We start from the raw sequence: 20,299 nt of genomic DNA, 5'->3' as shown, positions 1-20,299 counted from the left end.
AAATTTTGAGGTGGGGGTCTTACTGCCCAGCAAATAGCGGGATAACATTCAAAAAAACCTTGCAGAAAAATTCTACAAGGTTTTTTTCTATAAATACAAATTAATCACTATATTAAAATGAAAGAGTTTGTAATTCATCACAATAATATTAAATATACGCTGCTTTAAAGGCTTGTTGGACAGCTTGTACTTCTAATGAGTCTTTACCATATAAGTTCGTTGCTACACGAATACAAGCTTCTTTTAATTCTTTAAAATCAGAAGTCATATTTAATTCATCCGTATTTGCATAATAGAAAATATCAAACATTTTATCTTCTCCAATGCCATGTACGTTTACTCCATTATGGCTTCCACCACTAGCAATCAAGTAAGCTACTTTATTAATAATGCTAGAGTTCGTGTGTACACCACCATGATCGTGGTCAGCATCAATAGGTAAGTTATTATAATGCCTATAATCCTCTGGATATCTAGAAGAGATAGATGATGGGTTTTTCATATCTCTAAAAATACGACCTGATTGTTCTCCCATTGTCCAATTGAACTTTCCGTTATTGGCATACTTTTCAACTGCTACTCCTAAAATATCAGATAACGCTTCATTAATTGCACCAGCTTCTCCTGCGTACTCAAGTCCAGACTCATTTCTTGTAACCGCGTGTGTAAATTCATGTCCTGCCACATCAAATGCTCTAACAATTGGATCTCCGTATACTAGCATAGCGCCATTACTAAATGCATTAAACCACTGCTTAGGATTTCCTTTATTCGTACCATTTGTGTTCCAACCATGAACGACAGAAATTACTTTTTGTCCGTTATTATCAAAGCTGTTACGGCCATATTTTTCTTGATAAAAATCATATACTTTCGTTGCTAAATAATGGGCACTAACTGCTTTAGGATCTGTAAAATTTGTAGAATTACTTGTTACTAAATCATCGAGATAACCCCATACATTTCTTCTATAATTATTATAATCTTTATAATTAGCAGTATATGTTTCAATTCCCTTACCACGAGAATAATCTGCAAGCATGTACGTTCCATCACTTCTTTGTGTAATTCCAAACGTACGATTAATACCTAAGTCATCTTTTCCTGTACCTGTTAATTTTGAAGGATCTGTTGATTTATTTGATGTCGCAGATTGGACAATACTACTCTCTACTTGTATACCCAATTTTTGAACGAGTTCTTTTAATAGATTACCACCAAAAGCATCAATTAATACTGTACCGGATACATATTCAGGTGTAGATGCACTAAAAGTAATTTGATATGCGTTTGTAGCTTTATTTGTATTTTCATCTACATATACCACTTGTTTAATTTCTGGTTCTTCAATAAATGTGAGATCATTTCCATAGATGTTGAAAAGCTGTTTCTTTGCATCCTCTTCTGATAGAGTAATAGGTTGTTTCAAATCTTCCTGTTGTTGTAAATCTTGGGCACTATCTCCCGAAACGCTCGTAAGTACACCATCATCATTAATATGTGCTGTTAGTTGATATCCGTATACATCACGTCCTTCATACGTTTGTTGAAGACGTACCAATGTAGTACCATCATAGGATTTACGACTTTGCGTAACATTATAATTAACTTTGGATTCCGTATTAACTTGCTTTGATGATAATGCTTGTTCTGTTTTTCCTTTTAGTGCATCCTTTGCTACATTTTCTGCCGAATTTTGAGAAGGTGCTGTTAAATTACCTGTTCGGAACGTATCTTCCTTTGTTTCCACTTTTAAATCTTCTGTTTCCGCATGTACTCCTCCATAAGGCATAATCGCCGATAACACCACTCCTGTAGTTAGACCTACCTTTACGAAATTATTCATATTTTTACTCCTTTATAATCGTATTATTAAATTAAATAAATGTATTTTAGAATTTTAAGCATAGATAAAAAATTTTAACTATAGCCAATCGTTTTTACATACCTCTACATACATAGGTTAATAGATTGGTTTGCTACTTTTTTAGATTCAATTCAATTCATTTCTCAAAAATTACTCATTATATAAGCTATCTTTATATTTATTCATATACGTTATTTTTTGTGGTTCTGATAACATATTTATTGCCATCCACACATTCTTTTTCATTTCTAATTTTTGCATTGGTATCTCTTTTAAAAACTGATTACCTATAATCGCTTCCATTTCTTCATCAATTCTTTGTATAAGATTTTCTTCTGGATTATTTTGCAAAGAAGTATTTTTCAATCCCAATTTTGTTATTATAAATTCATTCGTTTTATTCATAGGATTAATAATAGTAGCTTTACTAGTTAATCGTTTTTTTATTTCATCATGATAGATTTTAATTCTATATCCCTCTTTTAGTGGAATGATATCTTTTACAATTGTTACATTTGTTCCTTCCATTTCCTTCGTATAAATTTTTTCACCTTTTTCATTAAAGACCTCTATCGATGCATATTTTTCACCTGCATAATAGCTATGAGGCGTTTTAGTAGTAATCGTAAAAATAGCTCGATTTTGCTCTAAGTCTGTATTTAATACGGCAAACTGATCATCTCCTAATCCTAGGAATTGAATCGTTTCATTTACCAACTTACTCACTTTCATTTCGTTAATATCAATCTTTAGACTATTATCTTTTTCTTTTACATAGGCATAATACGAACTGAAATGGTACATACTATTCGTTTTCCCACCTGAAATTTCAACCGTATACACTCCATTTGGTATGTCTTGTAAATTGATATCTGTTGTTTCAATTGTTTTCTCTTGAATAACTGTATTCCCTTCTTTTAATTTAATTTTTCCTCCTTTTAATGTATCTATTTCATTTGTATTTAAATGGATATGCAAATTCCCTTTTAGCCCAAGTGGAGCAATTTGCTGATTCGTAACTATTTCGAAGTTGGAGTTTATCGGAATATCAGGATCAACTATAGCTCTTGCTTTCGCTAATTGTGATTCAGGCACTATATAAGCTAAAGAAGTAACAGCCGGAAAACCTTTCGCCCTATTCATCTCTATTTGTTTATGATTAAGCTTAAAGCCCCACCTTTCAAAAACAGGTGTAAAATCAACTTGTCCATTCTCACTATAATACTGATTCATTAAATCTGGTAAAGAATGGTCACCTTTTTTGAAAGCAGCATTGCTAGCTAGTTTTCGATAACCTTGATACATTTTTGCAAATGCTTCATCGCCAGCTTTTTGTTTCGCCATCGTTAAAAGAATAAGTTTTTGTCGTAAATCTAAATCATCATAATTTTTATTTTCTTTCATTAAAGCATTATATAAATTCCGTTCTACCTGTTCCTTTTTCCCGAAATTAAACAACCAACCAAGTTGATCTGCTTTTTTGCCGTATTTACTATATTGATATTGAACACCAAATAGATTATTAGAAACTTCTCCTGTAAATATTCCTTGATTATCAAAACCAGCTTGGTATCCATGAGCGATTTCATGTAAAGTTCCCCAACTTAGTTTATCTAACCACATCTTTGTACTATCTGTACTATTCGCTGTCCAATTTGTGCCATAATAGGCACCGCCAGCACCAGATATATCTGCTTTTAAGAAATAACGATTTTGACTTTTTTTATTTTCAAACGTTGAGCCATCTAAACCAATAATTGAATCATACATCACAAAAATATCTTCATAATACGCAATTAACTCATCCAATGATTGAAAATCTTTTAAAGATCTTACTAACTCTTTATCTTTTTTAGGTACAAATAATTGAAAACTCTCCCCTTGAAGTAACGCATACTCTCCATCAAATTGATCCCATGTACTAAAAAATTGAGATACACTTCCTTGTTGTTTATAAATGGGAAGGGGTTTAGTAGCACTTTCATTCCCTACTTGGTACTCAAGTACAGCGTGCTCTTCACCATACGGAGTATCTATGAAAGGAACTAAAGACGTATCACCTTGGATAGTAACCCATTCATTTCCTACTTGTATGAATTTTTCATTTTTTGAGTCATTAGACAATAAACGTAATGTTAATTTGTCTTTAAAATTAGGATTTGTTTGTCTTACCTTTAATGGTGTATTTCTCTTCAAAATAAATCCTAAATCTTGTCGATCATGATATTTCCCCTTACTTATGCCCGCCTGAAATATCCAAGTAGGCTCTTCTAAACTAGTAATTTTTTTTGCATTTATTCGTTCATCAGCATGTAAGTGTATATTTCCTATGAGGAAAAACATTGTATACATTAGGCCTATAACAAGTAACCTTTTCATTTGCATATCTCCTTCTCTATTTTTTTATATACAAAATACAATAAAGCCCTCCTTCTTCACTTATAATTGTCGTCAATAAGTTACTTATCAGTGTAATTATTATAGTTACATTAACTCATGATTATCAATCATTAAATGTATGTAATTTTGCATATATGAATATTTTGTGATAAATTCCAAAATATCGTATAATTATCAATATTTTTTCAGACATTATTCAATAAAAAAACACGAAGACTCTTAAGTCTTCATGTTTTTTATACATGTTATTACACTTGTGATTGAATTAATTACTAAAATCTTTTTAATCGTAAAAAATACAATTATTTTTAGGCTGATAGCCGTACCTAATCTTTTACAATTTACTCATTCTTTTTGTTCTGTAATATTAAATTTTGAAACCAATTCCGTTAATTCTTCCACCTTTTCTTTCATTTTGTTGGATTGGATTGATATTTGTTCAATTGATTCGGCCTGTGATTGAATTGAATTTACAGTTTGAAGAGTCTCCTTTTTCACATCCGTTGCAGTTTCAGAAACTAGCGAAAGAGAAGCATTTACTTCTTCTGTACCAGCAGACATCTCTTCTGTCGCTGCGGATACTTCTTGAATTTGACCTGTAATCTTATCAATATCTCTCATAATAGACAAGAAGGTTTGATTCGCTTTGTAAGCAGCTTCTTTTCCTTCTACTGCCTTTTGTTGTCCTTTTTGCATGACATTAACTGTATCTTGGGTATCTTTTTGAATGGATTTTATTAAATGATTAACTTCTTTTGCAGATTCTTTAGATTGCTCAGCCAAGTCTCGAACTTCTGCGGCAACCACTGCAAATCCTTTCCCATTCTCTCCAGCACGTGCCGCTTCAATAGCGGCATTTAAGGCAAGAAGATTCGTTTGTTCGGCAATATTAGTAATTGCAGCGAGAGCTGTATCAATCTGTTGTGTACGTGTAACAAGTTTATTTATTACTTTTGATGTTTCCTCGACAACATCATGCACACTATTCATTTGAAGAATAGAGTGATTTATCACTTCACTACCGATATTTATTCGTTCTGTAGTCGTTACTGCTACCTCAGCGACTACTGCTGAAGATTCAGCTACAGTTTGCACCCCGGTTGTAATTTCTTCCATTGAGGATGAGCTCTCCTGAATACTAGTTACCTGTCCTTCTATTTTTGTTTTTACTTCTAAAACAGTCTGTACAACCTCATTTGAAATACTAGACGCTCGATTTGTATCTTGTAATACGCCCTCCGTAGTAAAAATAACCTCTTGTGTTGTCATCTTAACATTCGCAATTAATTGTTGAAGGTTATCTAACATACTATTAAAAGACTGAACAATATGCCCTAATTCATTATTTGCTTTATAAGGAGTACGTGTTGTTAAATCTCCAGCTGCTACTTTTTCCATATCATTTTGTAGTAATGCAAGTGGTTTTCGGATAGTTAATTTAATAACATATCCAATTAATATAATTATTAAAATTGCTAAAATCGAAATACTAACAAACATTATCATTGTATTTTGAGCACTATTATTATTTTCCTTCTGTAAAAGCTCTGCATTATTACTATTATATAAAATCAATTCACGAATTGATTTTATTGATTTTTGCATATTAGGTTCAATCTCTTTTAGATAATATGCATATGCTTCCTCATTATTAGACTTCCCTAATTCTTGTGCTTTCTTCATTTGAGTCCTTAATTCATTAAATGTTTCATGAAACGTGTTATATAATTCTTTTTCTTTAGTAGAAATAAGCTTAGCCTCAAACTGCTTTAAAAGATGATCATTTTCCTTACGAATCCCATCCATTTCTCTTATTAATTCGTTCATTCTTTTTTCATCTTTTGATAACATTATTTCCATAAAGTTCATATTAACGTGATAAAAATTAGATTCTACAATTCCAATCTACTCAATTGGTAGTAAATTATCCTCATACATATTAGAGGAAGTACTTTTCCCTCTTTCTAATCCCCAAAACCCTATTAGGGATAATACTATACATGCAATACTTGATATAGTTATTAATATGTTTAGTTTTGTACCAACCTTACTGTTTCTTAATAATTCCAATTCACTTTCTCCATTCTAATATATAGTTTAAGTAATGTATTTTATACCAAGAATCCCAAAATTACGATGTTTATTTTGTAATATGTAATTTTGCATATCGTCCACTACTGATTCAAAATAACCTAACATTGTAATTTTCGTTTTCCAAAAATTCATGATTATGAACACATCTCATTAATTCTTGAACTTCTTATCCAAAATATCCGCATATACTGTGGCACCAGGGAAAACCATCACTGATATGATATATAAATTACGCTTCCATACAAGACTAGCTTAAAAATATTTTTCTTATTGCTCATTTTTCTATTTCCCCTCTATTAGAAGTACTCCTAGCACATCACACTAATAAAAACGATAGTATTAAAAAATAAGGAAAGACATAATACGTATGTCTTTCCTCTAAAATTGTAATACTCAATATGCTCTTGGCCCTATTTGATTTTCCATTTAAATCCTCACATATCTTTCTTTATAATATCTCCTAACTCCATCCAATTTGTAATACGCGGGATATTGAGATATTGATTGTAAGAAGTAGTTTTTGCATATACATTTATCGGTTTTCCTATTAACGTTTCTAAAACAGCCGGCTTATCATCAAAGAAATAGTTTAATTTTATTTCTTGTATGAAGTGTATTTTTTCTTCATCCTTCATTCCATAGAAAAAGCGATCTTCATGTACCGGAAATCCTTTTTCTATTAACCATTTTTTTGTTTGCTCTCCATGCTCTTTAGGTCGCGCCGTTATATAGTAAATTTCATGTCCCTGTCTTTCTAATTCTTGCAATGTCTCTACAGCATACGGAAACGGTGAACAAGAAGTATAATAAATCTCATCCAGCAAACTATTCCACATATGACCGCCTTCCTCCGAAGTCATGCCAAATGCTTCATGAATTTCAATTGTTTTTAAAGAATGGAATACATCCAACCCTACTTTTTTGTTTAATTTCTTATTATATAAATGAAAAGCATGCTGCCTTAAATCAATTAATGTATCATCGATATCAAATCCAAACTTCACTCTTCATCGCTCCTTTCTGCAATCCATTTATCGGAACATATAAGTAGTTTTTATTCCCCTTATTTCTCATCTTTCCGATATGCTGGATAGCCAATAAATCTATAATCTTTTCCAATCTGGGTAAATGATATATCCTTAAATTCAATTGCATCTTTCATTTTAGTAATACCAGTCCCCTCTACAAAACTAGGCGCCAATCTACCTCCAATAATTTTAGGTGCGAAATATAAAATAATTTTATCCATTAGTTTATTTTCAATAAACGAAGCATTTACTTCTCCACCACCTTCAATAAGCAGGGAGGAAACTCCTTTTTGTCCTAAAACATCAAGCATTTCATGTAAGTTTATATGCTTTTCTCCGCTAGTAACAAATACTTTAACTCCTGCATTTTCTAATGCTTTCTTTTTTTCCTCTGCATGATTACTTGTTGTAAATATCCAGGTAGGAGCTTCTCTATCTGTAACAACGTTAGCTTCCATCGGTATGCGTAACGTCGAGTCCAATATTACTCGAATTGGATTTCGGCCATTTGGAATACGCGTTGTCAATGATGGATTATCCTTTTGAACAGTATTCGCTCCTACTAAAATAGCCGCATTTTCGTTTCGTATTTGGTGTACTTCTTGTCTTGCTTCTGTAGATGTAATCCACTTACTATCCGATAAAGACGTAGCGATTTTCCCATCTAATGTAACTCCTGATTTAATCGTTACAAATGGGCGCTTTGTCAAAATATATTTATTAAAGACTTCATTCATTTTTTTAGATTCTTCTTCACACACTCCTACAAGTACTTCAATACCTGCATCTTGTAGAATTTTAATTCCACGTCCAGAAACAAGCGGGTTTGGATCAAGTGTAGCAACTACTACCTTCTTAATTCCTGCTTGTACAATTGCTTCAGCACAAGGCCCTGTTCTACCATGATGAGAACAAGGTTCAAGAGTTACATAAATTGTACCACCACGTGCCTGTTCTCCAGCCATACGTATCGCATGTATTTCGGCATGTGGTTCTCCGGCCTTCATATGTGCTCCGACCCCTACAATTCGATTATCATTTACAATTACAGATCCAACCAATGGATTTGGAGTCGTTTGTCCCTTCATAGCCTTGGCATTTTCTAGTGCTAGCTTCATATACAATTCATGCTCAAGCATGTAAGTGTCCCCCTTCAAAATGTCCAGAACGCTGAATCTTCGTTTGCAAATATTTCTCATTAAACTCTGAGACATCACCCCATAACGGTTCACGACTCGTAACATTTAATCCAGCTTTTTGTAACGCTTCTAATTTTTTCGGATTATTTGTAATAAGTTTTACAGGTTTTGAGCGTAGCGCTTTTAATACTTCAATTGTATCATCATAGTTTCGAACATCATCTTCAAAACCTAGGTTCAGATTAGCTTCTACTGTATCTAATCCATTTTCTTGCAAGAGGTACGTCATAGCTTTACTAAACAAGCCAATTCCTCTTCCTTCATGATTCGCTAAGTAAAATAAAGCACCTGAACCATGTTCTGTAATCATTTGTAAAGACTGCTTTAATTGGAATCCACAGTCACAACGTTTACTACCAAAGATATCACCGGTGTGACAAATACTATGCATACGAATTAGGGCATCTTCAGAATTCTCAAAATCACCATATACAAGTACACTAGATTGCTGCATATCAGCTAAATTAATAGATGAGAGTTTTTCGATAATTCCTTCTACACTATTTGTAACCTCACTACATTGTAACCAAGAATACCATTGAAAAACTTTAGTCTCCCCATATAAATTAATTGGCAATTTGATAGGGCCTACTAAATAAATATCCTTTCCATCTTGATGTATAAATTGAATTTTATCTTCTAACATATGAATTGTATCTGTTGTAACCATTAGGTACCTCCTAGTATAGAGAATCTCTAAAATTCTCTTCCATTGTTATATTTTTTATTGTTTAACTTACACAACGTAAGTGTTTTTACAGATGCTATTCTTTTTTCTCTCAGCTTATATGCAATATGTATCATTACAACTTTGGCCATTTAAAGAAAAGAGTTTTAGTTACATAAAACAACCTAGTTACTTTATGTAAGTGAGTATACATTCGTAATCAATTTACGTCAAGTAATTAATCATAAAAACATTTGTTACTAATAGTAAGATGTTATATAATTTATTTTAGGAGGTGAAGGAAAATGAATGATTCTACATTATGCCCTCGCTTTGAAAAAGGAATGAAATTTTTTAGTCAACGATGGACAGCACTAATTATTTACCAACTTTTTTCTGGATCTCAGCGCTTTTGTACACTTGAATCTTCTCTTCCTGTTAGCGGAAGATTACTTTCAGAAAGATTGAAAGAATTAGAACTAGAAGGAATTGTCGAACGTAAAGTCTTTCCTGAGACACCAGTTCGTATAGAATATTCTTTAACTCAAAAAGGATTTGCTTTAGAAGCTATTATTCGCGGAATAGAAGAATGGTCACAGGAATGGATAGAACTTGAGGAATAACATAAAAGCTTTTTCGTATATAGTTTTAAGTAATCAAATTACAGATACCTATTATTAAAACGCTAATTTTTCAAGCATTTATGAAAAGCTAGCGTTTTTTAATAAATAAAATGTAAGAAATAAAGCAAGGTGATCAAAACGATCACCTTGTTCCCTTACAGATTAAAATAGTGTTTTAAAATCTTTTATTCATACATACTCGATTAATAAAAAAACGAATAAGCTTTTTTATTAATAAACAGTTTTATTTTTACAATACAGTTAGCTTCCCCTGCTATTTGCGGACAGTAAGACCACCACTGATTAAATTTCTATTTTATTACATTCGAATATTACTTATGAAATTTCACACGCTCTTCAAGTGGTTGGAATTCTTTTTCACCTGGTGCAGCTGTTGGATTACCAAATGGCATTTGTGCAATTAGTTTCCAATTAGCAGGGACATTCCATTCTTGTTTTACCTCATCGTCAATTAATGGATTATAATGTTGTAATGATGCCCCTAATCCCTCTGCTTCTAAACCTGTCCACACGACTAATTGGTGCATACCTGACGCTTGGTGTGACCAAATTGGGAAGTTTTCAGCATATGCAGCAAATTTTTCTTGAAGCGATTTAACGATAGCCTCATCTTCAAAGAATAATACTGTTCCATAACCAGCTTTAAAAGAATCCATTTTTTGTTGCGTTCCTGAAAAATCTCCATCTCCAACTACTTTTCTTAATGTTTCAGTGGTAATATCCCATAATTTATCATGAGCTTCACCAAATAATACAACTAATCGTGCAGTTTGAGAATTGAAAGCGGATGGAGTATATTTCACAGCAAACTCCACGATTTCTTTAATTTTTTCATCCGATACTTGTACCTCTTTATTAATCCCATAGTAAGTACGTCTTTCTTTCAGTGCAGTATAGAAATCTTTTGTCATAATTCCGTTCCTCCTAAGTTTTAATATTCTTCAAAATGATACATCTCGAAGATAGTATGCGTTTAAATGAGTTCATTTTTGAATCATTGAACTTCCTAGCACCCATTGCCAGTCATTCTAAATCTAAACACACTGCTTCTTTCAGTTTTCCTAAAAAAAGCCTTATAACATCATTCATAAAATCTAATCATCATTCGGTACTATTTTACCCATTCTCTATTCATGTATCCTGCTTGTTTCATATTTACACAAATATGAAATGTAGCTCCTTTAATCACCAAATTTCACATTAATTTAGAGCATCTTCAATTACAGCAATTTCGCTCACTCGAACAAAACGATGCAATTTAAAGAACATTGCAAAATTAAGTACTACCTGTAAAAGAACCCTCTTAGCCGACTATAAGAAAAAATAATAAAAAGCCAAAAACGAACAATAATATGTTCATTCTTGGCTTTTACTTAACCATCACATTTACTTTTACTATTGCTTCAAATGATTTTCAACTGCCCTTATTACCAATTCGTGATCTTCTTCTGGTGGTAATCCTGAAACTGTTATCATTCCAATAACCCCTACGTTTTTTATTCTGATAGGAAAACATCCACCAAACGCAGCGTATTCTGAAGTATCTAAAAGATATTTTTCATTATAGGAGACCCCAGTTATTTCACTTTGTATCTGCATATAATACGAGCTACGATCATGCAGGGAAACGACTCGTTTTTTACGCTCAATCCATTTCGTATTTTCCTCATTTGTCCCTGTCATCTTGAAATGAAATAATTGCACACCATTTTTCGTTATATCAACAGCAATCAATTTCCCCTCTCGCTTTGCTGTTTCAACGATAAATAAACCTAGTTGCAAGGCATCTTCATTTGTAAAAGAGGAAAATTGAAGTGTTTCCTCCTCTTTTAAAATTTGTTTACTTATTTCATTCAAATTTGAAGTACTCATATCTTTAACCTCCATAATTGTTTTATGCCACACCGACATTTTTTCGAAATTATTAGGCCATATAGTACAACCTTTCAATCAATCTGATTCTAAATAAACTACTGTAACATCTTTGGTAACTAGTAGTACCGTAAAGCCTGTTTTCTTCTTACTGGTGCTATTATGAATGACATTCAAAGTTATAAAAAGTACTATTCTACTTATCCCTATCTTACAGAGACTATTATGAAATATATTTAACATCTTAAAAATGTATGTACTAAAGAATAATATTTTTAATCACTAACTTTTTTGATCAATCGTTATAATCCAATTTCATCAAAATTTTTATCAATTATTACACTATCCAACAATAGGAGGAAACAAAGATGGATGAAAATATATCCAAAAGCTGAAAAGCAGTTGAGTCCCTTGAGAGAATAGTTATAAATCACTACATATAGAAATAGACATACAAAAACGCCATCCTTTCCTATAATTCTAAAGAAAGAATAGCGTATTCTTTTCAAAAATGAGTTCTTTTATTGAAAAACTTTGATTCTATATTATACATAAAAGGGCAACCAATGCTAAAACAGCTGGAAGTCCTTGTTTCACAATAATTGATTTATTAGATGTGAAACCTCCGAAAATAGCTGCTATCACCACACAAATCACGAAAAATAATTGGACAATATAACCAATTGGATTGAGCCCAAGTACAAGTCCCCAAATGAGACCAGCCGCTAAAAATCCATTATATAAACCTTGGTTTGCAAACATAATGGCTACGTTTCGATCTCCTTCTAAATGCTTCGGTAATTTGAAAGCACGTTTCGCTACTTTTGAATCAATAAAAAACATTTCAAGGATCATGATAAACAAATGTTCTAATGCTACGATCCCGACTAAAATAGCTGCGATTATTTCCACACTATTCTGCCCCCTACACTCTCTATTCTTTAATATTCTCTACATTTTTTTGCATCTGTAATAGAACATGAATAAGTATTTTGCGTTCTTCTCCACTGATATTTACGAACATTTCCTTCATAAAATGTTCCTTTTCTTTCTTGTTAAAACATTAATTGATGTATCAATTATTGATACATCAATTAATATACATCTCTCTTTTTATTTTTGCAAGTTTTTTTGCTCAATTGGTTTTATTTTGTTCCAGCAACTTTAAACCAATTCAAAACATCAGTTCGTATTTCTAGAAATCATAATTACTTTAAGTTCATTCTGACAATCATATTTAACTACATATATAAAAGAATTGAGTTATATCTCCATCAATTTATAAAAATTAATTTTTTCTAAAAACAGATACTTTACGTTTTTTATAGTAATAAAAATCATTTTTTGTTTCAGAGGCAATCCATTTTGTTAGCTTGATGGGCATAGGATAGCACCCAGATGACGAACCAATTATCTTTCAAGAAGACGGCTAGAAAACTGGATTTGGTACAGGAGTTGCCTACTTCCCCCGATTCAGATAGTACTAATTTAGAGCTAATTGCTCCAAAAGGGCCATTCAGACGTGAATAGTTAAAATAAATTAATACCGAAACAAGCCACCTTCTGCCTGGAAGGTGGCTGTTTGTCGGCAAGTTGATAAAATGACTAAAAAAGGACAAACTCTCCAATGTGAGAAGTTTGTCCAAAAAGTTATTCGTATTAACTATTTTTACACTAATACGAATAATAGTGAATTAGAATAATGACTTAATACTTGCTAAGACAGTAAGTACACCTACAATAATAACAAATACGTTACTCATTTTCCCTTTGTATTTAGCTAGTACTGGAACTTTTTGAATCGCATACATCGGTAATAGACATAAGATAGTAGCAACTAATGGACCGCTTAGAGAATCAATAAGTCCAAGAATACTTGGATTTGTATAAGCAACAAACCAGCATGATAATACAACAAAAGTAAGGATTACTGTCTTAATTGTTTTTTCTTCAATATCTTTTCCACGTGATTTACCGAACTTAATAATCATGTCACGCATTACTTCAAATGCTCCTATATAATGGCCAAGGAAAGACTTTGTAATAGCCACAAAAGCAATAATTGGAGCTGCAATAGTGATTACAGGCGAATTAAGCTCATTAGCAAGATATGAAAGAATTGATAAGTTTTGTTCTTTTGCCATTTTTATATCATCTGGAGTCAAGCTCAATGCGCTACTCCAAACGAAGAACATAACAACAGCGAATGTCATAATATAACAAACCTTTTGTATTTGCGCACATTTAGCATCAGTGGCTTCGATTCCATACGTAGCTCTCTGTTTCACAACAAATGATGAAATCATAGGTGAATGATTAAATGAGAATACGATGATTGGTAGAATCATCAATATCGTTCCAAAATAGCCTGTTCCTGTTGAAGCAGTTGAAACAGCTGAAAAACTAAGCATTGACGTATTCCACTGTGGAATTAAAGATATTGCGATAAAAAGTAGAGAAACTATGAAAGGATACACTAACATACTCATTACCTTTACAGTAATATCTTGACCAAAATTCAGTATAGCGATAAGACCAAGAACTAATACAAGTGATAAAATAGCTCTTGGAGGTTCTGGCATGTGCAATTGATGCACGATAAAACTACTTGCAGTGTTTGTAAGCGCAACCGAATACATTAGTACGATTGTATAAATTGAACCGAAATATACGATGTTAAAAATGATACTCGCTTTATTTCCGAAATACTCTCTAATTGTACCTGTGATCCCCTCATCAGCAGAATTAGAAGCGTATATCATTTTAGCAAGCGCCCTATGTGAGTAGTACATAACTGGATATGCAAGTAATGTAATTAGTAGTAAAGATAATAAACCACCTGAACCTGCATTAATCGGTAAAAAGAGCACCCCTGCTCCAATTGCAGTTCCAAATAGACTCAGTGCCCATGTAGTATCCTGCTTATGCCACTTTTTCGGATCTGCATATTGCTCATTTTTTGGTGCGGTATTTTCAGCTTGAACTTCTATTTTCTTTGCAGTATTCCCGTTCATATAATAACTCCCCCTTGTATCTATTCCTGCATCTCTCTTTGCATCTAACAAATATTCCCTTTCTGGAAAATGAATTCCTTACAAGTTGCCCCACATTGTATGTCCTTCATCATAATGAATCCAAATTGAAACATTCGCTAATTAGCGTCCTAATATAATTGTTAGCGTTCACAAAAAAGTTTACTCGTAATATCCGCTCTTTATATAAAGACCCCTTAAGAGAACAATATAGAATAGACTTCATAAATACGTTGCAACATTTCTAATACAGTGTATTACTTTAATGGTTTCTCTTTTTTACTTTTAACAGTAATTTTAGCTAAACCGGCCTCTCTTCATTTGCGAGGCATTTCTTTCTCAATTCTATACATTACCTTCATAACTTCGGTAGCACTGATGATATTGCTTACACAAGCCACTGAAGCACATTACATACATTTCGCCTCTAATCACACACCTTTCTTACTAATAATCGCATTTTTTATATTTTCTCCAGAGATAATAAAATTTCTCTCGACGCCCTCATTATAACGTGTATATTTATAAAATTAATATTTTTATATTTTCAGAAATATTAAAGAGGAATAATTTTATATGGATAATATTTTACAGTTAGCATGTAGCCATTGTTTTTATCGCTTAAAGCTGAATTAGTTAGTAAAAAAATATAATAATACATTGTTTTTCTAGGTGACTTATTATAAAGATACTTATATCCCCTTTTATCAAAAAATCTTATTTTAAACATAAAAGATATTCTAATAAATAATTAATGTAGGTAAAAAGAAAAAATCCCAAAATACAAAAACCAAATTTTAGGATATATATTATTAATATTGAATTCATATACAATTTAAAAAGCTACACTGAGCAAAAAGCAAAAAAGCTGCCCCATATGGACAGCTCATTTACATAATTATCGTTATCAGGAATACACACACAAACAAATCACTTCAATATCATCTTAATTGTAGTTTGTTCGGCTCTTCTTCAAGGATAGCTCTATGTTTGTAATGCATTGTTTTTACATCATTTCCTTTTATGCAAAAAGTAATTGTGTCCTCTTCATAAGGCGGATTGTGTGCACCCTCAAAAGTTTAAATTTTAAAATCCCTCATTAACTAGCTCTTTTATCGAGTTTAATTTTGAAGAAAGCTCGATAAACCATTCTTCATCCCCTGTTAATAATGCAAGATCTATAAGATAAAGGATTTGTTCCTTATTTATTACCTTTGATTCAGGGAGTTTGTTAACGTGTTTACTAAAGAGTAAAATCGCTTCGTTTATTGTGTACTGGCCGTCACGTTTCACAATACTAACTGTAACTATATCCTCTACATCATCAAGTGATACAATATAACCAACTATTAATTCACCTTCATTTGATATTCCACGAACCCAATCTCCTACTTTTAAAACATGATTATTATTTGACATCATACCGTTTCACCTTCCTATAAATATTTTTTGTGACGATAAAAAAGATATAAAAACAATTATACTGTAATATTTTTCATTACATTTAAGTGTTAAGAACTCACGGCTATATAATAATTAAGCCGCTTAACACTCTTGATTGATAAGGTCAACAACTTCTTTCATTGTATAATTCTTTAAGTATTCACCTAGATGCTCTTCAGCACCTAAGAAAATAGCGAAAAGAACTTTTCGCATGTTCGAACCTACAACACACTGATTGTTTGATTCTGGACACTTCGGCTGCAAAGCACCTTCAGAGGTTATCTGATAAATATGCCAAAGATTAATTTCATCTAAATCGCGAGCGAAAATAAAACCGCCACCAGTCCCCTCTTTCGATTGTATAAACTTATGTTTTTTTAACAAACTTAGTACTTTGCGAATGCGTACTGGATGTACACCTGCACTTTCTGAAATAGCATTACTTGTTGACATCCGATCTGGCTGTAAAGCTAAATAAGTTAAACTGTGTATAGCCAAGGTAAAGTCGCTGTTCATGATTTTCCTCCTACGATCAAAAATATTGTTTCTCATATATTAACTGTAGCCATAAATATTACAGATAGGTTAGAACGTTAAAACATATAGAATACTTCTTGCCATAAAAAATTAATTCTCTTATATTCTATCCGGTCCCACCTATATCTGATAACTTCATTTAGCTTTTTAAGTTGAAAATAAAATTAAACACTCCACTGTTTCTTCACTTGTTCTTCTGCCAACTGTTTAATTTTTGTCCAAATCGTATCTTTACTCACAATAACATTTGTTTGATAATTTCTATCATTATAATTAACTGTAACACATACTTCAATCATCTTCTGCTTCCTCCTTTCAAAAAACTTTTTCTAAAAATACTACTTATTAATTGGCCAATTTTTGCAATTCAATGTTCAAAAACGTTCGAACGCTACGTGGTAAAAATTTACGAATTTCTTCCTCATTAAAACCAATCTGCAATCTTTTCTCGTCCAGCATAATTGGGCGACGTAACATTAGTGGATGCTCAATTATTAATGTATAAAATTCATTGAGCGAGAGCTCCTCAATATTTATATTTAAGTCCTGAAAAGTTTTGGATCTAGTTGAAATAATTTCAGTAGCCCCCTCTTCAGTTAAACGAAGAATCGATTTAAGCTCATCAACTGTCATAGAATTTGATACGATGTTTTTTTCAATATAATCAATTTGATGCTCTTCAAGCCATGCCTTCGCTTTTCGGCATGAAGCACAGCTTGCTGTTGTATATAGAATTACCATATTTAACTCACTCCTTTAATGTTATGAAACGTACATTTTAAACATCGGTTATTGAAATGTATTAAAAAAAATTACAGTTTAGAATCAAATACAAGCAATATTATTTATTCGAGAATATTTAATTTATCTACATTTTACAGACGATAACAACTCACTTCTAAAAACTATACTGTAATTTTAAACTTTACAGTTCTATAAATCAAATGTTAAGTCTTGGATTCATTCTATTAACGTATAATAGGAGCAGTTGAGACAATACTTGCCTCAACCGATTTTTATATCTCTTTATAATTTTTTGCAGTAATGACTGTTTCAAACTCAAAGGTTTCGGGTAGATGATCTGCATAAGAATATTCAAAAGTTCGTCCATCCGTTAAATAAGCTACTTGTTCAACTCGCATTAGGAAGTCCTGATTTGTTAAGTTCATAAACTGCTTTTCCCTATCATCTGGGCGAATTCCTTTAACCCTGACAACAGATGTCCCTACTTCAAGACCAAGTTTATTTTGAATATGTGAGTATATCGACTCCTCTAAAACAGAAGCCTCAACACCTGGGATAACCGAAATTGGCATCCATGTATGCTCCATAATCGTCGGAATGCTGTGAATGATGCGGAGGCGAATGATTTTATAGACGAAATCACCGATTGAAACTCCCAATTTCTCAGCAACTACTTCATCAGCCCCAACAATCGCAAACTCGATAATTTTACTTTCTACCTCACTGCCGTATACAGCTTTCGTACCCGTTAAAGTTTGAATCATTCGTGCCTTTTCCTGTTGACGCCAATCTTGCACCACTGTTCCACTTCCGCGCCGGCGGATAATGTAGCCATCTCTAACTAATAGATCCAACGCTTTCTTAATAGTAAGGGCTGAAACACCAAATTCTTCAGCAAGGACGGGGCTACTCGGAATTTTTTCGTTGATTTTATATTCACCGTCTAAAATTTGCTGTTTAATCTTTTGATAAATGCCGAGGTATTTTACTTGTGTTGATCCGCTTGCCATTTCCATACCTCCTTTATACTGCAAACTCTCTTCTATTCATTCAAATGTAAAGCCTCAAGTTTGTAAACTGAAGGTGATGGGGCAGCAAATCCATTTTCTAAGATTTCAATATTCGTTACCGCTTCTTCGTCTTTCACAAGTTTTGGTGCACCATTTATAATTGTTTCATACGCAGCATCATAGAAACGACCATAATCACCAAGCGGCGTTTTAATTTGTTTTTCAATCCAGTCACCATTTGCATTACGATATTTAGCAACTCCATAGTACATCGGTGAATCTTCACCAAACCCTGCACTCTCGGGCATAATCCCCGCTTTCAAATCATTTTCCTGCTGATCTTCACCATATTTAATAAATGATCCATTTGTTCCATGGACGATAAAGCGTGGATAATCTTTTGCTACGACATGGTTCGTTTTCAGCTTAATCTTCAACTGATTTCCGTAATGTAAACCAACATCGAAATAGTTATCAACCGCACCTTCCATTTCATTATTACGAATATCGTATGTAACCGTATCTGGACGGCCGAATAGTGAAATCATACGGTCCATCGTATGAATACCTAAACTGTAAAATGAACCTTCTTCTTTTGGAGCTTCATGAGTGATTGAACCAGGACGGAAATAATCAATATGTGATTCAATCTCAATAATATCACCAAGGAATCCTTGTTCAATTACTTGCTTCACAGCTAAAAAATCACCATCAAAACGGCGGTTTTGATAAGGCATAACTACTACATCTTTTTCTCGTCCTAAAGCTAATAATTCTTTCGCATGTTCCACTGTATCGCAAAATGGTTTTTCAACGATAACTGATTTTCCAGCAAGTATAACTTTTTTCGCTAATTCGTAATGCGTATGTGCTGGCGTACAGACCGTCACCACTTGAATTTCCTTGTCATTCAACAATTCGTCCAAATCAGTAGTGAAGTAAACACCTTTTTCCTTATATGGAGCCGCTAATTTTTCATTTATTTGACGTACAAAAATCGTTTTTATTTTTATATTATTACGCGTGTTTACATAAGGTAAGTGATAGCGGTTAGCTGACTTTCCAAATCCAATAAAGCCCATTGTTAATGTCATATTTTTCAACTTCCTTGCTCATAAATTTTCGTTTCTATATTTATTATATAGTTTAGTTATAAAAAGTATATAGTTTTGATTTATAAATTATATATTAAATAAAAAAATTCAGGTTAAAAAGGAGCATAACAAATATGGCACATACTACTACATCTATGGAAATTTTCGGTTCACCTGAACAAGTATGGCAATTAATCGGAGGATTCAACTCCCTTCCAGACTGGTTACCTTATATACCTAGCAGTAAATTAACTGAAGGCGGTCGTGTACGTCACCTAGCTAATCCAGATGGTGATACGATTATAGAACGTTTAGAAGTATTCAATGATAAGGAACGGTACTACACGTATTCAATCATGAATTCACCATTCCCAGTCACTAATTATGAGTCCACAATCCGGGTTAAAGAAGGTGCTGAAAGTAAAACATCATTAGTAGAGTGGTTTTGTACGTTCACTCCTGTTGAGGTTAGTGATGAAGAGGCAATAAATCTGTTTCATCGCATCTACAGTGATGGGCTCAAAGCATTGCAGCAAGCATTTCTAGATTGATTCATGTAATTGATTGAGACGAAAAAGTTAATTAACAGTCAAATATTCGATTTTGTGGTTAAGTTCATTATGAAAGATAAACAAATACAAATTTCATGCCTGCTTGTTAATGACAAG

Annotated in this window: 19 protein-coding genes and 3 pseudogenes; 3 read left to right on the top strand and 19 right to left on the bottom strand. The window is 32.7% G+C overall.

Annotated elements, in window-relative coordinates; genetic code table 11:
- Nucleotides 1-148: 148 nt before the first annotated feature.
- From HMPREF1014_RS07935 to HMPREF1014_RS07910, 8 genes and pseudogenes are all read right to left on the bottom strand, one after another.
- A complete protein-coding gene (locus HMPREF1014_RS07935) occupies nt 149-1,846 on the bottom strand; it encodes a M4 family metallopeptidase (protein WP_001058948.1) in 1,698 nt (565 codons plus the stop codon).
- Between the two features lie 171 nt (nt 1,847-2,017).
- Entirely contained in the window at nt 2,018-4,246 is a 2,229-nt protein-coding gene (locus HMPREF1014_RS07930; RefSeq protein WP_000826244.1) for a putative mucin/carbohydrate-binding domain-containing protein, read from the bottom strand.
- Nucleotides 4,247-4,612: 366 nt separating this feature from the next.
- Nucleotides 4,613-5,767 carry a methyl-accepting chemotaxis protein gene (locus HMPREF1014_RS07925; RefSeq protein WP_496204230.1) on the bottom strand — a complete coding sequence of 385 codons (1,155 nt, stop codon included), beginning with the start codon at nt 5,765-5,767 and terminating at the stop codon, nt 4,613-4,615.
- A 27-nt stretch (nt 5,768-5,794) separates the two neighbouring features.
- Nucleotides 5,795-6,337 (bottom strand): annotated as a pseudogene (locus tag HMPREF1014_RS32565) (MCP four helix bundle domain-containing protein); the annotation flags it as partial.
- 27 nt (nt 6,338-6,364) lie between these two features.
- Nucleotides 6,365-6,493 (bottom strand): hypothetical protein, encoded by a 129-nt coding sequence (locus HMPREF1014_RS32050; RefSeq protein WP_002000310.1) that lies wholly within the window; start codon nt 6,491-6,493, stop codon nt 6,365-6,367.
- Nucleotides 6,494-6,795: 302 nt separating this feature from the next.
- Nucleotides 6,796-7,365, bottom strand: coding sequence for a 5' nucleotidase, NT5C type (locus HMPREF1014_RS07920; RefSeq protein ID WP_000668223.1), 570 nt, complete (start codon nt 7,363-7,365; stop codon nt 6,796-6,798).
- A 59-nt stretch (nt 7,366-7,424) separates the two neighbouring features.
- Nucleotides 7,425-8,528 (bottom strand): bifunctional diaminohydroxyphosphoribosylaminopyrimidine deaminase/5-amino-6-(5-phosphoribosylamino)uracil reductase RibD, encoded by a 1,104-nt coding sequence (gene ribD, locus HMPREF1014_RS07915; RefSeq protein ID WP_000889428.1) that lies wholly within the window; start codon nt 8,526-8,528, stop codon nt 7,425-7,427.
- Nucleotides 8,521-9,258 (bottom strand): GTP cyclohydrolase II, encoded by a 738-nt coding sequence (locus HMPREF1014_RS07910; RefSeq protein ID WP_000258865.1) that lies wholly within the window; start codon nt 9,256-9,258, stop codon nt 8,521-8,523. Before HMPREF1014_RS07910 ends, ribD begins: the two co-directional genes overlap by 8 nt.
- A 302-nt stretch (nt 9,259-9,560) precedes the next feature.
- Here HMPREF1014_RS07910 and HMPREF1014_RS07905 point away from each other — a divergent pair, with 302 nt between their 5' ends.
- A complete protein-coding gene (locus HMPREF1014_RS07905) occupies nt 9,561-9,878 on the top strand; it encodes a winged helix-turn-helix transcriptional regulator (protein ID WP_001000104.1) in 318 nt (105 codons plus the stop codon).
- A 332-nt stretch (nt 9,879-10,210) separates the two neighbouring features.
- On the opposite strand, the gene HMPREF1014_RS07900 is transcribed toward HMPREF1014_RS07905, so the two are convergent.
- The 3 genes from HMPREF1014_RS07900 to HMPREF1014_RS07890 form a co-directional block, all read right to left on the bottom strand.
- Nucleotides 10,211-10,810, bottom strand: a complete 600-nt coding sequence (locus HMPREF1014_RS07900; RefSeq protein ID WP_000158938.1) for a nitroreductase family protein — start codon at nt 10,808-10,810, stop codon at nt 10,211-10,213.
- Between the two features lie 484 nt (nt 10,811-11,294).
- Entirely contained in the window at nt 11,295-11,810 is a 516-nt protein-coding gene (locus HMPREF1014_RS07895; protein ID WP_130068296.1) for a heme-degrading domain-containing protein, read from the bottom strand.
- A 501-nt stretch (nt 11,811-12,311) separates the two neighbouring features.
- Nucleotides 12,312-12,683: a DUF1304 domain-containing protein gene (locus HMPREF1014_RS07890; protein ID WP_000402469.1), complete on the bottom strand. Its 372-nt coding sequence runs from the start codon at nt 12,681-12,683 to the stop codon at nt 12,312-12,314.
- Between the two features lie 482 nt (nt 12,684-13,165).
- Between HMPREF1014_RS07890 and HMPREF1014_RS32425 the strand changes: the two are divergent.
- Nucleotides 13,166-13,301: pseudogene (locus HMPREF1014_RS32425) on the top strand (VOC family protein); the annotation flags it as partial.
- Between the two features lie 164 nt (nt 13,302-13,465).
- Here the strand turns inward: HMPREF1014_RS32425 and HMPREF1014_RS07885 are convergent.
- The 8 genes and pseudogenes from HMPREF1014_RS07885 to HMPREF1014_RS07855 form a co-directional block, all read right to left on the bottom strand.
- Nucleotides 13,466-14,785, bottom strand: a complete 1,320-nt coding sequence (locus tag HMPREF1014_RS07885) for an aromatic amino acid transport family protein (protein WP_001014186.1) — start codon at nt 14,783-14,785, stop codon at nt 13,466-13,468.
- Nucleotides 14,786-15,744: 959 nt separating this feature from the next.
- Nucleotides 15,745-15,882 (bottom strand): annotated as a pseudogene (locus HMPREF1014_RS29640) (DUF3888 domain-containing protein); the annotation flags it as partial.
- Nucleotides 15,883-15,889: 7 nt separating this feature from the next.
- Nucleotides 15,890-16,225, bottom strand: coding sequence for an IDEAL domain-containing protein (locus HMPREF1014_RS07880; protein ID WP_000987462.1), 336 nt, complete (start codon nt 16,223-16,225; stop codon nt 15,890-15,892).
- 123 nt (nt 16,226-16,348) lie between these two features.
- Nucleotides 16,349-16,762 (bottom strand): Rrf2-family transcriptional regulator SaiR, encoded by a 414-nt coding sequence (gene saiR, locus HMPREF1014_RS07875; protein ID WP_001083464.1) that lies wholly within the window; start codon nt 16,760-16,762, stop codon nt 16,349-16,351.
- A 185-nt stretch (nt 16,763-16,947) separates the two neighbouring features.
- Complete coding sequence (locus HMPREF1014_RS07870; protein WP_000573532.1) at nt 16,948-17,082, bottom strand: BA3454 family stress response protein; 135 nt, start codon at nt 17,080-17,082, stop codon at nt 16,948-16,950.
- A 46-nt stretch (nt 17,083-17,128) separates the two neighbouring features.
- Entirely contained in the window at nt 17,129-17,524 is a 396-nt protein-coding gene (gene spxA / locus HMPREF1014_RS07865; RefSeq protein ID WP_000236190.1) for a transcriptional regulator SpxA, read from the bottom strand.
- Nucleotides 17,525-17,799: 275 nt separating this feature from the next.
- Nucleotides 17,800-18,537 carry a GntR family transcriptional regulator gene (locus HMPREF1014_RS07860; RefSeq protein ID WP_000146278.1) on the bottom strand — a complete coding sequence of 246 codons (738 nt, stop codon included), beginning with the start codon at nt 18,535-18,537 and terminating at the stop codon, nt 17,800-17,802.
- A gap of 32 nt (nt 18,538-18,569) precedes the next feature.
- Nucleotides 18,570-19,631, bottom strand: coding sequence for an oxidoreductase (locus HMPREF1014_RS07855; RefSeq protein ID WP_000176640.1), 1,062 nt, complete (start codon nt 19,629-19,631; stop codon nt 18,570-18,572).
- Between the two features lie 134 nt (nt 19,632-19,765).
- Here HMPREF1014_RS07855 and HMPREF1014_RS07850 point away from each other — a divergent pair, with 134 nt between their 5' ends.
- On the top strand, nt 19,766-20,182 hold the full coding sequence (locus tag HMPREF1014_RS07850; protein WP_000951524.1) for an SRPBCC family protein: 417 nt from the start codon (nt 19,766-19,768) through the stop codon (nt 20,180-20,182).
- The last annotated feature ends 117 nt before the right edge of the window (nt 20,183-20,299 follow it).

The organism is Bacillus sp. 7_6_55CFAA_CT2, from assembly GCF_000238655.1.
Lineage (GTDB): Bacteria > Bacillota > Bacilli > Bacillales > Bacillaceae_G > Bacillus_A > Bacillus_A cereus.
Note: the sequence above shows the minus strand (reverse complement) of the source record. Positions and strands in the feature narration are given on the sequence as shown.

Excerpts from the sequence above, each read along its gene's own strand:
- saiR (WP_001083464.1), bottom strand. The coding sequence starts at position 16,762 with ATGAACAGCGACTTTACCTTGGCTATACACAGTTTAACTTATTTAGCT.
- HMPREF1014_RS07850 (WP_000951524.1), top strand. The coding sequence starts at position 19,766 with ATGGCACATACTACTACATCTATGGAAATTTTCGGTTCACCTGAACAA.
- HMPREF1014_RS07885 (WP_001014186.1), bottom strand. The coding sequence starts at position 14,785 with ATGAACGGGAATACTGCAAAGAAAATAGAAGTTCAAGCTGAAAATACC.
- HMPREF1014_RS07855 (WP_000176640.1), bottom strand. The coding sequence starts at position 19,631 with ATGACATTAACAATGGGCTTTATTGGATTTGGAAAGTCAGCTAACCGC.
- HMPREF1014_RS07930 (WP_000826244.1), bottom strand. The coding sequence starts at position 4,246 with ATGAAAAGGTTACTTGTTATAGGCCTAATGTATACAATGTTTTTCCTC.
- HMPREF1014_RS07925 (WP_496204230.1), bottom strand. The coding sequence starts at position 5,767 with ATGTTTGTTAGTATTTCGATTTTAGCAATTTTAATAATTATATTAATT.
- HMPREF1014_RS07910 (WP_000258865.1), bottom strand. The coding sequence starts at position 9,258 with ATGGTTACAACAGATACAATTCATATGTTAGAAGATAAAATTCAATTT.
- HMPREF1014_RS07880 (WP_000987462.1), bottom strand. The coding sequence starts at position 16,225 with ATGATGTCAAATAATAATCATGTTTTAAAAGTAGGAGATTGGGTTCGT.
- HMPREF1014_RS07935 (WP_001058948.1), bottom strand. The coding sequence starts at position 1,846 with ATGAATAATTTCGTAAAGGTAGGTCTAACTACAGGAGTGGTGTTATCG.
- ribD (WP_000889428.1), bottom strand. The coding sequence starts at position 8,528 with ATGCTTGAGCATGAATTGTATATGAAGCTAGCACTAGAAAATGCCAAG.
- HMPREF1014_RS07895 (WP_130068296.1), bottom strand. The coding sequence starts at position 11,810 with ATGTCGGTGTGGCATAAAACAATTATGGAGGTTAAAGATATGAGTACT.
- HMPREF1014_RS07870 (WP_000573532.1), bottom strand. The coding sequence starts at position 17,082 with ATGATTGAAGTATGTGTTACAGTTAATTATAATGATAGAAATTATCAA.
- HMPREF1014_RS07860 (WP_000146278.1), bottom strand. The coding sequence starts at position 18,537 with ATGGCAAGCGGATCAACACAAGTAAAATACCTCGGCATTTATCAAAAG.
- HMPREF1014_RS32050 (WP_002000310.1), bottom strand. The coding sequence starts at position 6,493 with ATGAATTTTTGGAAAACGAAAATTACAATGTTAGGTTATTTTGAATCA.
- spxA (WP_000236190.1), bottom strand. The coding sequence starts at position 17,524 with ATGGTAATTCTATATACAACAGCAAGCTGTGCTTCATGCCGAAAAGCG.
- HMPREF1014_RS07900 (WP_000158938.1), bottom strand. The coding sequence starts at position 10,810 with ATGACAAAAGATTTCTATACTGCACTGAAAGAAAGACGTACTTACTAT.
- HMPREF1014_RS07905 (WP_001000104.1), top strand. The coding sequence starts at position 9,561 with ATGAATGATTCTACATTATGCCCTCGCTTTGAAAAAGGAATGAAATTT.